The sequence below is a fragment of the Streptomyces sp. NPDC050674 genome (assembly GCF_040654575.1).
GTDB lineage: Bacteria > Actinomycetota > Actinomycetes > Streptomycetales > Streptomycetaceae > Streptomyces.
In genome coordinates this window covers 47719-60302 of record NZ_JBFAIG010000026.1, presented here as the reverse complement: position 1 = coordinate 60302, position 12584 = coordinate 47719, and the positions used below count along the sequence as shown (strand labels likewise).

At 73.4% G+C, this 12584-nt stretch carries 9 protein-coding genes; 4 read left to right on the top strand and 5 right to left on the bottom strand.

Features of this window, described 5'->3' with window-relative positions:
• Nucleotides 1–71: 71 nt before the first annotated feature.
• Nucleotides 72–2504, bottom strand: coding sequence for a glycoside hydrolase family 3 C-terminal domain-containing protein (locus AB0I06_RS31675; RefSeq protein ID WP_363122317.1), 2433 nt, complete (start codon nt 2502–2504; stop codon nt 72–74).
• A gap of 270 nt (nt 2505–2774) precedes the next feature.
• Here AB0I06_RS31675 and AB0I06_RS31670 point away from each other — a divergent pair, with 270 nt between their 5' ends.
• Nucleotides 2775–4007, top strand: coding sequence for a pyroglutamyl peptidase (locus AB0I06_RS31670; protein WP_363122287.1), 1233 nt, complete (start codon nt 2775–2777; stop codon nt 4005–4007).
• Here AB0I06_RS31670 and AB0I06_RS31665 read toward each other — a convergent pair.
• Nucleotides 3958–4785: an EI24 domain-containing protein gene (locus AB0I06_RS31665; RefSeq protein ID WP_363122286.1), complete on the bottom strand. Its 828-nt coding sequence runs from the start codon at nt 4783–4785 to the stop codon at nt 3958–3960. The genes AB0I06_RS31670 and AB0I06_RS31665 overlap by 50 nt on opposite strands.
• A 197-nt stretch (nt 4786–4982) precedes the next feature.
• Here AB0I06_RS31665 and AB0I06_RS31660 point away from each other — a divergent pair, with 197 nt between their 5' ends.
• On the top strand, nt 4983–7556 hold the full coding sequence (locus tag AB0I06_RS31660) for a M14 family zinc carboxypeptidase (protein WP_363122285.1): 2574 nt from the start codon (nt 4983–4985) through the stop codon (nt 7554–7556).
• The gene (locus tag AB0I06_RS31655) at nt 7553–8698 is read left to right on the top strand and encodes a serine hydrolase domain-containing protein (RefSeq protein ID WP_363122284.1); all 1146 of its coding nucleotides are present in this window, start codon (nt 7553–7555) and stop codon (nt 8696–8698) included. Before AB0I06_RS31660 ends, AB0I06_RS31655 begins: the two co-directional genes overlap by 4 nt.
• 68 nt (nt 8699–8766) lie before the next feature.
• On the opposite strand, the gene AB0I06_RS31650 is transcribed toward AB0I06_RS31655, so the two are convergent.
• Both AB0I06_RS31650 and AB0I06_RS31645 read right to left on the bottom strand, forming a co-directional pair.
• Nucleotides 8767–9186 carry an organic hydroperoxide resistance protein gene (locus tag AB0I06_RS31650; protein WP_363122283.1) on the bottom strand — a complete coding sequence of 140 codons (420 nt, stop codon included), beginning with the start codon at nt 9184–9186 and terminating at the stop codon, nt 8767–8769.
• A gap of 95 nt (nt 9187–9281) precedes the next feature.
• Nucleotides 9282–10304, bottom strand: coding sequence for an NADP-dependent oxidoreductase (locus AB0I06_RS31645; RefSeq protein WP_363122282.1), 1023 nt, complete (start codon nt 10302–10304; stop codon nt 9282–9284).
• Nucleotides 10305–10404: 100 nt separating this feature from the next.
• On the opposite strand from AB0I06_RS31645, the gene AB0I06_RS31640 reads away from it, so the two are divergent.
• Entirely contained in the window at nt 10405–10854 is a 450-nt protein-coding gene (locus tag AB0I06_RS31640) for a MarR family transcriptional regulator (RefSeq protein ID WP_363122281.1), read from the top strand.
• 715 nt (nt 10855–11569) lie between these two features.
• Here AB0I06_RS31640 and AB0I06_RS31635 read toward each other — a convergent pair.
• On the bottom strand, nt 11570–12472 hold the full coding sequence (locus AB0I06_RS31635; protein WP_363122280.1) for a hypothetical protein: 903 nt from the start codon (nt 12470–12472) through the stop codon (nt 11570–11572).
• Nucleotides 12473–12584: the final 112 nt, after the last annotated feature.

Below are 12584 nucleotides of genomic sequence, written 5' to 3'. Positions count from 1 at the left end.
GACAGACCACGAGCCCCGGTCCGGAGGTCAGGTCCCGGACCGGGGCTGCCTGGCGGGGAACGTGTCCCGGATCAGACGTTAACCGTCGCGGTGATCCTGCGGTCCGTGATCGAGCGTCCGACCTGGATCTCGTACGAACCCTTCACAAACGACCACGAGGCGGTCGTCTCGTCCCAGATCTCGAAGGCGCGGCGCGGCAGTTCGACGACGGTCTCGGCGCTGTCGCCCGGTGCGGCTTCGACGGTCGCGAAGCCGGCCAGCCAGCGGGCCGGGCGCGTGGGGTCGGCGTCGCCCGGGGCCAGGTAGAGCTGGACGACCTCGCGGCCGGGGCGGTCGCCGGTGTTGCGCAGGCGGACCGTCGCGGTGGTCGTCCCGGCGCTTTCCTCCACCTCGACGGAGTCGTAGGTCCAGTCGGTGTAGCCGAGGCCGTGGCCGAAGGGGTAGGCGGGGCTGCGGCCGTGCTTCTCCCAGGCGCGGTAGCCGATGAAGACGCCCTCGTCGTAGGGGAGTTCGCCGTTCTCCGGGACGACCCGGGTGACCGGGGCGTCGGCGAGGGCGCCCCAGGTGGTGGGCAGCCGCCCGCCGGGTTCATGGGCTCCGGTGAGGACGTCCGCGAGGGCCGCGCCGCCTTCCTGGCCGGGGAACCAGGACAGGAGCACGGCGGCGACCTCGTCGCGCCACGGCAGCTCCACCGGGGAGCCGGAGTTGACGACCACGACGGTGCGGGGGTTGGCGGCGGCGACGGCACGGACCAGGTCGTCCTGGCGGCCGGGCAGCCGCAGGTCGGTTCGGTCGAAGCCCTCGGACTCGACGCGGTCGGTGGTGGCGACCACGACGACGGCGGTGTCGGCGGCCCGGGCGGCCTCGGCGGCCTCGGCGATCAGCTCGTCGGCGTCGCGCTGCGGGTCCTGGTGGGCGAGGGTGAAGCCGATGCCCCGCAAGGGGTTGCCGTCCGGCGGCGGGACCGTATGGGTGAGGGAGACCTCGACCGGTTCGCCCGCGGTCAGTTCGGGCCGGGCGTGGGGCACCGGAGCGCCGGCGAAGGCCGCGAAGGGGTCGCCGTCCCCGGAGGGGCGCTGGACGCCGTCGAAGTACGTGGTGCCGCCGACGGTGAGCTTGAAGGGGCCGAGCCCCTTGAAGCCGATGGTGTGCGTGCCGCTCTCGCGCGGGGTGAAGGTGCCGGTCAGTTCGACGGTGTGCAGGGCGTCGTCGGTGACGCCGTCGGGGAGGTCGGCGCCCGTCCACTGGATGTGGCCGCTGGGGGCGGAGCGGGTGCCGATGACCTGCCCGGTGGCGTCCCGGCACACGGCGCGCAGCTCGAATCCCCGGTCGGCGACGGGGAGTTCGGTGTTGGGGTCGGCGCCGAGGGCGTAGCTGAGGGTGCCCTCGGGGAGGGCGGCGGTGAGGCCTTCGAGCGGGGAGACGACCCGGGCGGGGAAGACGGTGGCGGAGCCGCCGCCGAGGACGCGGGCGTCGCGGGCGGCGGCGCCGATCAGCGCGACCCGGCCGGGCCTCAGCGGCAGCACGCCGTCGTCGTTGCGGACCAGGACGAAGGAGCGGCGGGCGATCTCGCGGGCGAGTGCCTCGCCGTCCACGGGGGCGGGCGGGTCGGTGACGGCCGGTTCGGCGCCCTCCAGTACGCCGACCCGGGCGGCGAGGCGCAGCACGCGGCGGACGGCGTCGTCGACCAGTGCCTCGTCGGCCTCGCCGGCGCGGACGGCCCGGGCGAGGGCCTCGCCGTAGACGGTGCCGGGGCCTGGCATGGCGATGTCGAGGCCGCCGGTGAGGGCGCCGGTGGTGGAGCGGGCGGCGGTCCAGTCGGAGACGTTGACGCCGTCGAAGCCCCACTCGCCGCGCAGGACCTCGTTGACCAGGTGGTGGTGCTCGGTCATGGTCGGGCCGTTGACGGAGTTGTAGGCGGTCATGATGCCCCAGGGGCGGGCGTTCTCGACGATCGCCTCGAAGGGGGCCAGGTACAGCTCGCGCAGCGCGCGCCGACCGACGAGGTTGTTCACGGTGAGGCGGTCGGTCTCGGCGTCGTTGGCGACGAAGTGCTTGACGGTGGTGCCGACGCCGCCGGACTGGACGCCGCGGACGTACTCGGTGCCGATCCGCCCGGTGAGGTAGGGGTCCTCGCTGTAGGCCTCGAAGTGACGGCCGCCGAGCGGGGAGCGGTGCAGGTTGACCGTGGGGGCGAGCAGCAGGTGGACGCCCTTGCGGCGGGCCTCCTGGGCCAGCAGCACCCCGGCCCGGTGGGCGAGCGCGGGGTCCCAGGTGGCGGCCAGCGCCGTCGGGGAGGGCAGGGCGACGGACGGGTCGTCGGCGCTCCAGCGCACTCCCCGGACGCCGACCGGGCCGTCCGACATGACCAGTGAGGCCAGGCCGGCCTCCTCGATCGCGGGCAGGCTCCACACGTCCTGCCCGGCCAGGAGCCGGGTCTTGGCGTCCAGGTCGAGTGCGCCCAGGGCGGCCTCGACGGCGACCTCACGGGCCGCGTCCTGCATCGCCTGTATCGTCTCCGCCACGTCGGCCTCCTCGTCGAAGTCGATGTCTGTGTCGTCATCCTGCCTCGGCGGCATGCGAAGAACTCGTGACCGCGACCAGTAATGGAGATCGCCTCGGCGTTCCGGGACTTCCCGACGCTGTTCGGCGAGGGCGACGGCTGACCCGGGGACCGTCACCCGCCTGTCACCCATGGCGTGGACCCCACCCGTCACGCGATACTGCGCCCGTCCGGCACCGACCCCCCACCGCGACGGAAGGCCTGAACACCCTTGAACCGCATACGCGTTCGCCTCGGCGTCCTCGGGCTCGCCCTGCTGACCGGTCTCACCACCCCCACGACCGCGAGCGCCTCCCGGGCGGCGCCCGCCCCGACCGTGGAGGAGCAGCGGCTCGACCGGGCCGCCCCGCAGGAGATCCTGCGCCGCTCCGGATTCGACACCGCGGCCCCGCGGTTGGCCCGGGCCCTCGACTCGGCCCGCTCCTACCGGGAGGCCCGCCGGGTGGTGGCCCGGGAGGGCTCGTCGCTGTGGCGGCACGCAGTCGACCGGGCGCAGGGGCGCGGTCCGTCCGGCGGGGACCTTGGCCGGGACGACGACCGTCCGCTGTACTGGGCGCGGCTCGGCATGACGCGTGAAGTGCGCACCTGGGAGCCCGCCTTCGGTCTGACGGACGGGCAGCGGGCCGGGCTGCTGGACGCACTGGAGCGCGGCTCGCGCGGCCAGGACGCCATCCGGTATCCGCACGGCAAGGGCCTGAAGCGGATCCTGCTCACCGGTTTCGACCCGTTCACCCTGGACCGGGACATCCGTATCTCCAACCCGTCAGGCGCCACCGCGCTGGCCCTGGACGGCACGGTGATCGAGACGGCGGACGGACCGGCCCGGATCGAGACGGCCGTGTTCCCGGTGCGCTGGCGGGACTTCACCGACGGGACTGTGGAGCGGACCCTGCGGCCGCACCTGCCGAAGGCCGACCTGTTCACCACGGTGAGCCAGGGCCGGGTGGGGCGGTTCGACATCGAGCGGACCAACGGGGCCTGGCGGGGCGGCTTCGGGGACAACGAGAACGTCGGCCGCACCGAGACGGTGCCGGTGAGCGACCCGGCCTCACAGCCGCAGTGGACGGCGACCACGCTGCCGTACGCGGCGATCACCGCAGCGCCGACCGGCCGTTTCCCGGTGTACGACAACACGGGTGTCACCGAGATCCCGGCCGGCGGCACCGAGCCCGTCGTACGCCCGGACGGGCCGACGCCCGGTTCGACCGCCCGTGCGGGCGGGGGCGGCGACTACCTGTCCAACGAGATCGCCTACCGGGCGACGCTGCTGCGGGACCGGCTGGGGCTGCACGGCACGCTGCCGGGCGGGCATGTGCACACACCGGTGCTCCAGTTCGGCGCGGGGAACACCACCGAGGTCACCGACCCGGAGTTCGTGCGGAACCGGCTGGACATCATCGCCCAGGTGAGGGCGATCCTGAGGGTGGCCGCGGAAGCGTCGTAGCGGCCCGGTCGCCCTTCTCGCCGCCCTCCTGGATGTCCTCGCCGAGCAGATCGCGCGCCATGAGTGTGGCGCCCGCGACCGCGCCCGGCATCAGGAACACCGCGACGACCGGCACCAGGAAGGCCACGGCGAGCGGGGTGCCGAAGCCCCAGACGAGGGTCTTGCGGGAGCGCAACAGGGTGAGGCGGGTGCGCAGTTCGACGCCGCGGCGCTGGAGTGCGACGGCGGTCAGTTCCTCCGTGAGGAAGAACCCGGTGACGAAGAACCCGAGCACCGGGACGACCGTCTGCCCGACCACCGGGATGAAGCCGCACCCGAACAGCAGCACACCCCACAGGGCGGCCCGCACCACGATGCGGAGGCTGTCGCGGGCGGAGATCCACAACTCGCGCCAGAGCGGCAGCTCCGACTCGGGGGCGTGCCCGTCCGGGGACACGTCCCGGTCGACTCGTTCGGAGAGGTTCTCGTAGAAGGGCTGCCCGATCAGCAGGGTCACCGCGGTGAACGTCACGACGGCCAGGAGCAGGGCGAGGGCGAACAGCACGACGGTCAGGAAGCCGCGGAAGAGCCCGGGCCACGGGCCGGACCAGTCGTCCGCGAAGGGCGTCGCCCAGCGCACGGCGTCCTCGCCCCACAGGGACAGCGCGACCAGCGCCGCCGCGTACAGCACGAGGGTGATCAGGCCCGGGAGCAGCCCGAAGCCGTAGCTCCTGCCGTGCCGGGCCACCCATCGCTGGCCCTTGAGGAGGTACCGGAAACCCGTCCCTAGATCGCGCATGGGGAAACCCTATCCGGGCCCCTGTCGCGCTCATGACGCGCTCCGGTCACACCGCTGTCACGGGTCCCCGGGCCGGGCGAGACGCGTCCGTCGGAGCCGTCCGGGTCACCGGTGACACCAACGCACCCTTGTTGCCGTTGAGTCGAACCGGTACACCTCGCCGTACCGATCTCAGCAAGCCCCAGGAGGAGGTACGCGTGCGCACCACGAGAACCGTTCCTGCGAGACCCGCGCTGATCGTCACCCTCGCCCTCGCCGCGGCGACGGCACCGCTGCTCGCCCCCGGCACCGCCGGCGCGGACCCGAAGCCCGTCACCCGCGAGGGCGGCGGCGCGCAGGACCGGGCGGCACGCGCTCCCGAGAGCGCGGCCCGGCGGGCCCTGGCCGCGCCGCAGGAGACCCCCGGCGCGACGGCCGACCGTGGTTACCCCCGCCGCCGGACCCTCTCCCCCGACCCGGTGGACCCCTCCGACACGTCCCTGAAGCTGGGCCTCACGCCGTACCACGCGATCGCGCCGAGGCTGAACGCCCTCCAGCGCCTCGGCGACCGGGTGAGCGTGGAGGTGACCGGCCGCTCGGCCGGCGGCCACCGCCTCTACCTCGTCACCGTCACCGCCCCGGAGACCACCCGGCAGGCCCGGGCCCAGGAGCGGATGCGCGAGCTGATCGCAAACGCGCCCGCCGCGGCGGCGAAGTCCCCCGGGATCAAGCGCGATTACAAGACTCCCGTCTTCGTCAACAGCAACATCCACGGCAACGAGTGGGAGGGCACGGACGCCTCCCTGAAGGTCATCGAGCAGCTCGCGACGGCCACGGACGCCAAGACCCGGGACCTCCTCGCGCACAGCCGCCTGTACTTCAACATCACGGCCAACCCGGACGGCCGGATCGCCGGAACCCGCGCCAACGCGGGCGGCTTCGACCTGAACCGGGACTTCGTCACCGCCTCCCAGCCCGAGACCCGCGCGATGCGGCGGATCCAGCTCGGCAAGCAGCCGGCCGTCCTGCTCGACCTGCACGGCTACGTCAACGGCACCCTGATCGAGCCGACCACTCCCCCGCACGGCGAGAACTACGAGTACGACCTCTTCCTGAAGAACACCTACGCCAACGCCCTCGGCATGGAGTCCGCGGTGAACGCCCTCGGCTACACGCCCGCGAAGGACGGCGTGGAACCGGCGCAGATCCCCTTCCGCGACCAGCAGGAGGGCTGGGACGACTGGCCGCCGATCTTCACCCCGCAGTACGCGGCCTTCCACGGCACCGTGGCGGCCCACACGGTGGAGATCCCGCTGGCGGTGAACAACGAGGAGTACGACGACCTGCCCGTGCCGGAGCTGCGGCGCCGTTCGGCGGTCAACACGGCCGTGGCCCGCGCGGCGATCCGCGCGACCCTGGACCACGTCCGCGCGCACCGCGGCACCCTGATCGCCGACCAGATCGAGGTCTTCCGCCGTGGCGCGGCGGGCGCCCCGCAGGTGCCGGTGTCGCCGAAGACGGTCCCCGGCGTCCCGGGGATCGGCCCCGAGGACGTCTACACGACCACGTTCCCGCGCGCCTACGTCATCCCGCCGGGCGACGCCCGCACCCAGCGCTCGGCTCCGGCCGCCGCGCGCCTGGTCGACCACCTCCTGGCCAACGGCGTGCGGGTCACCCGTGCCACGCGCCCCTTCCGGCTCGCCGGACGGTCCCACCCCGAGGGCTCGTACGTCGTCGACATGCACCAGCCCAGGCGCGGCATGGCCAACGCGCTGCTGGCCGACAGCCGGGACATCAGCGGCAAGGTGTCGGTGATGTACGACATCTCCGGATGGAGCCTGGGCCGTCTGTGGGGCGCCACGGTCGAGCGGGTGCCGTCGGGCAGCCTGCGGGGGGCTCCCCTGCGCGCGATCGGCGAGGCCGCACCCGTCGCCCACGTGCCGGCGCGCGGAAACCTCCGGCTGCGGCTGACCGATCCGCGCGAGGTCGCCGCCCTCAACTCCCTGCTCCGGCAGGGAGTTCCGGTCCGGCGGGCGGGAGACGGCAGCGTGATCGTCGCGGCGTCGGCCCGCCGCGAGGCGCTCGGCGCCGCCCGCGCCCACGACGTGTCCTTCACGGCGACACGGCACACCGGGACGGCACCGCTGCACCGCCTGCGTGTCGCCGCGGCCGTCACGCCGGGTGAGCTGTTCGCGCTGCGGGAGATGGGCTTCGAGGTCACCGCGGTCTCGACGGCCGTCCTGAACGCGGGCTTCGACTGGTCGGGCACGGACGTGCTGTTCGTGTCCGCCGGGCTGGACCGCTCCGCCCTGACGGCCCCCGCCCGCCAGGCCCTGGACGCCTTCCTCGACGGACACGGCCTGGTCGGCCGGGGCGCGACCGGAGCGGCCCTGAACGCGGCGGCGGGCCGGCTGGACGTCAAGGCGGTGGAGGGCAACGGGGACGCGAACGGCGTGGTGCGGGTGACGAACTCGGGGCCGCTCACGCGTGGTGCGCCCGCGCACGGTTTCGTCTACGCCCCGCTCTGGTTCACCGGTCCCGGCCCCGGCGTCCGCGTCGAGCAGTCGTACGCGACCGGGAATCCCCTGGTCTCCGGGCACTGGCGGCCGCTGCGCGACGGCACCGGCGGTCCGGCCGGAGCGGCCGGGCAGGCTTCGGTCGTCAGCGGAGGTCAGACGGTCCTGTTCGGCACCGAACCACTCTTCCGGGACCACCCCAAGGGAGAATTCCCGCACGTGGCGAGGGCATTGTTCACAGTGGCACACAGCGGTTCAGTTGAGGAGAGCGGATGACGCAGGAGATCCACGGCACCGTGGCGGACGGCTTCGAAGCGGTGCGCGAGGAGTTCGCCGCCTTCGTCGCCGCTGAACGAGCCGACTACGAGGGGCAGCTGTGCGCCTACGTCCACGGCAGGAAGGTCGTCGACCTGTGGGCGGGGACCGGCGCGGACGCCCTGTACGGCGTGTTCTCGTCCACCAAGGGCGCCGCCTATCTGGTCGTGGCCCTGCTCGTCCAGGACGGCACGCTCGAACTGGACCGCAAAGTGACGTACTACTGGCCGGAGTTCGCGGCCGAGGGCAAGGGCGCCCTGACGGTGCGGGACCTGCTGGCGCACCGGGCGGGCGTGGTCGGCACGGACAGCGGCTTCGCCCTCGCGGAGCTGGCCGACGACCGCCAGCTCGCCGAACGCCTGGCCGACCAGCGGCCGTTCTGGCGTCCGGGCACCGCCTTCGGCTATCACGCGCTGGTCGCCGGGGCCCTGGCCGGTGAGGTCGTCCGCCGCGCGACCGGGCGCACGCTCCAGGAGGTCTACCAGGAGCGCATCAGGAGCCCGTACGGGCTGGACTTCCACCTGGGCCTGCCCGCTCCCGAGGAACCGCGCTTCCGCGGCACCCAGCCGATGGCCCCGACCCCGAAGCAGCAGGCCCTCCTCGACGCCACGTCGTCGGGCCCCCACTCGCTCGCCTCGATCGCGTTCAACGGCAACGCGGCGGAGCCGACGGACCTCGTCGGGCTGCCGAACATGCCGCTGATCCGGGCGAAGGGCCCGGCGTCGGTGGGCGGGGTGGCGTCCGCGCGCGGGCTGGCGGGGATGTACGCGGCGGCGATCAGCGGGGTGGGCGAGCAGGCGCCGCTGCTGAAGCCGGACACGGTGGCGGAGTTCGGCCAGTTCCACTCCGCCGGGTACGACCTGGTGGCCCGCACCCACAAGTCGTTCGGGCTGGGCTTCCAGATGACCGCTGACACGTGGCACCCGTTCCTCGGGGCCGGGACGATCGGGCACAGCGGCGCGGGCGGCTCGCAGGCCTTCGCGGATCCGTGGAGCGGCCTCGCCTACGGCTACACGCGCCGCCGGTTCGCCTTCCCCGGCGGGGCGGCCCCGGAGAACGACCGTCTGGCGCGGGCGGTCCACACGGCGGCGCTGGCGCGCTGAGCCCGGGCACGGACGGAGGCCGCACCCCACGTCCAAGGGTGCGGCCTCCGCGTGTGCAACGACTGTCCTCAGACCAGCGTCACGGTGATGTCGCCGCGGGTCGCCTTCGAGTACGGGCACACCTCGTGCGCCTTCTCGATCAGCGAGCGGGCGGTGCCCCGGTCCACCTTCGGGATGTCGGCCGCTATCTCGACGATGATCCCGAAGCCGTCCCCGTTCTTGCCGAGACCGACCTTCGCGGTCACGGTCGAACCGGTGAGGTCGGCACCCTCCTGACGGGCGACGACGCCGAGCGCCCCTTGGAAGCAGGCGCTGTAACCGGCGGCGAACAACTGCTCCGGGTTGGTGCCGGCGCCGCTCCCGCCCAGTTCCTTCGGCGGGTTGACGACGACGTCGAGCGTGCCGTCGTCGGTGGCGACCCGGCCGTCGCGCCCGTTCTCGGCGGTGGCGACGGCGGTGTACAGGACGTCGGACTGCTGGATCGGCATGCGGTTGTGTCCTCAGGTCGTCCGCCGCGGCTCGCGCCCGGGCCGGGACGGATTCGGAAACAAGTTACCGCATGTCGGAATCCTGAGGGAAGGCGTCAGAGCTTGACGATCATCTTCCCGGTGTTGTCGCCGCGCAGCACGCCCAGGAATGCCTCGAGGTTGTTCTCGATGCCCTCGACGACGGTCTCCCGGTACTTCAGCTCGCCGGAGGCGACCCAGGGGGCGACCTCCTGCACGAACTGCGGCTGGAGGTCGTAGTGGTCCCCGACCAGGAAGCCCTCGATGCGGCCGCGGGTGGCGATCAGCCGGGCGAGGTTCTTCGGGCCCGGGGCGGGCTCGGTGTTGTTGTACACGGAGATCATGCCGCAGACGGCGATCCGGCCACCCTCGTTGAGGGAGCCGATGGCCGCCTCCAGGTGGTCACCGCCGACGTTGTCGAAGTAGACGTCGATCCCGTCCGGGGCGGCGTCGCGCAGCTGCCGGGCGACGGGCCCGTCCTTGTAGTTGAAGGCGGCGTCGAAGCCGTACTCCTCCACGAGGAGCTTCACCTTCTCGTCCGAACCGGCGGAGCCGATGACACGCGAGGCGCCCTTCATCTTGGCGATCTGGCCGACCTGGCCGCCCACGGCGCCGGCGGCACCGGAGACGAAGACGGTGTCGCCCTCCTTGAAGGCGGCGGTCCGCAGCAGGCCCGCGTAGGCGGTGAGGCCGGTCATGCCCAGCACACCGAGGTACGCCGACAGCGGCGCGGCCTGCGCGTCCACCTTCACGGCGTTCTTCGCGTCGACGACCGCGTACTCGCGCCACCCGAAGAAGTGCAGGACATGGTCCCCGACGGACAGGCCCTCGGCGTTCGAGGCCACGACCTCGCCGACGGCGCCGCCCTGCATGACCTTGCCGATCTCGAACGGGGCGACGTAGGACTTCGCGTCGCTCATACGGCCGCGCATGTAGGGGTCCACGGAGAGGTACTTGTTCCGGACGAGGACCTGGCCCTCACCCGGCTGCGGGACCTCCACCTCGACGAAGGCGAAGTCCTCCGGCTTCGGCCATCCGACGGGACGGCTCGCCAGGTGCCACTCGCGGCTGACGGCGGGAAGGGTGGGGGTGTCGGTCATGGCGCCTTACCTCACTGACTCGATGCGAATGTTTCAGTACCTGAAACAACCATGCTCCTGAAACTTTCAGGTTGTCAAATAACCGAGTACCCTGGAGGGCATGGCCTCCACGGTTCCGACGCCCCAAGACGTGACGAAGCGCCCTGATCCGCTGACCCTCGAGGTGGTCGAGCTGATCGGGGAGGTGGTGGCGCGGTTCCACGAGGACTACGAGTCGGCGGCCGCGGAACACGCCCTGACCGGCGCACAGGCACGGCTGCTCAGCCTGCTGTGCCTGGAACCGCTGCCCATGCGCAGGCTGGCCCAGCAGCTGAAGTGCGAGCCGTCCAATGTGACGGGCATCGTGGACCGGCTGGAGGCGCGGGGACTGGTCGAGCGGCGGCCGGCTCCCGCGGACCGCAGGGTGAAGGTGGCGGCGGCCACGGAGGAGGGCCGGCGGGTGGCCCGCAGCCTGCGCGAGTCCCTGCGGTTCGCCCGGGAGCCCCTGGCCGGGCTCTCCGAGGGGGAGCGGGTGGCACTGCGCGATGCGCTGCGGCGGATGCTGGGCTGAGCCCTGCGCCGGCCCTTGACGTCCTCGCCCCCGGTCCGGGTGAACGCCGACGGTCGCCGGCAGACCGGGACCGGCCCGGATCTGCCACGGTCAGCGCGACACGGACGGCTTCGGAGCCCACCCGTCGCCCCCTCCGATGAAGCACGGCCCGGGGCCGGACGCCGGGCCCGGCCGGGACGTGCTCAGGGCTGCGGTGGTCCGCCCGACGCGTACGGGCTTTCGAGCCGACCTGTCGCCTCCTCCGGCGAATCACGGCCCGGCGCCGGAGGCCGGACGGCCCAGACCTGCTGCCGTCAGCGACTGGACGGATTTCGAGCCGCCCGTCGCCCCATTCGGTGAAGCACGGCCCGGGACCGTGCGGTCAGGACGCACGGCTCGGGCCCTACGCCGGGCCCGGCCGGGGACCGGCTCAGATCTGCGCGGCCAGCGCCACACGGACGGGTCTCGCACGGCCCGTCGCCCCAGTCGATGAAGCACGGCCCGGGGCCGGCTCAGGTCTGCCGAGGTCAGCGCGACCCGGGCGGGTTTCGAGCCGCCCGTCGCCCCCTCCGACGCAGCACGGCTCGGGGCCGGACGCCCGGGTCCGGTGCGTGCTCCGGGCGCGGTGGACGGCGTGCCGGTGCGGTGACAGCGCGGTCGGGTCGGCCGCACGAGTCCCTGCGCCTGCCGTCCGGTCGAGCCCCGTGAGGAAGTCAGGGCTCGGCGACGGGAGGGCTTACGTGCACCACCACAGGAACCGGTCGCACGTCTGGGACGGGGTCGGTTCCGGGTCGGGTGCGGGGGTCGTCGGGTCCGAGGTCGGTGTCGGGTCCGAGGCCGGTGGGGCTGCGGTGGGGGCGGTGGTCGGGGGGCCGGTGGGATCGCCCGCCGCGGCCGACCGGGGGTCCTCGCTCGGCCCGTCGCCCTTCGGGGACTCCGATGCCCCGTCCTTGGGGGACGCCGAGGTCGAGGGCGAGTCGGAAGCCTCCGGGGAGGGAGAGTCCGACGCCCTGCCAGCTCCCCTCCCGCCGCCCGGAGAACGGCCCGGCTCCCCCGCTTCGACCGACGCCTCCCCGTCCGCGGACTCGCCTCCGGCCGCGGCCGGCCTGGGCGTCGACCGGGGGGCGTCCATCCCGAGTTCCGCGAGGCTCAGACCGCCCGCGGCCAGCACGAAACCGGCCGCCACGAACAGGGTCCTGCGGCGTCGGCGGCGGTGCGCCGCGGCCTTGCGGTCCCGTCGGCTCGATCCGCCCGGGCCCTCGGCGGCCGGGCCGGGCCCGCGTCCACGCCGCCGGGCGCCGCGCCCCGTGGGCTCGCCGTCGTCGTCATCGCCGCGCGGTTCGTCGTCTCCGTCGCCGGGGATGTCGCCATGGACGTCGTCGTACGCGTCGCCGTATCCGTCATCGTCGTCGCCGTAGCCGCCGTCGTATCCGTCGCCGGAGGCGTTCGGCGCGTCCGGGGCTCTTGGCCCGTCGGAAGCCGAGGTCCGCTCCGGCGCGGTGCTCGCGTACCCGGACACCGGGGCGCCGTAGCCGCCGTATCCCGGCTCGTGCCGGCGCAGTTCTTCGGCCGGTGTGCCGCACCCCGGGCAGGCGAGGGCGCCGTTGAGGTGCCGTCGGCACGGGTCGCAGTAGTCCATGACGCGGGAAGATTAAGTTCCGCGCGGGTCCCGTTCCTAGATCCACCTGTGAAGGTTCTGTAGGGACACGGCTCCCGAGCGGTTTCGAAACTGTCGAAACCGTTATGCGCGC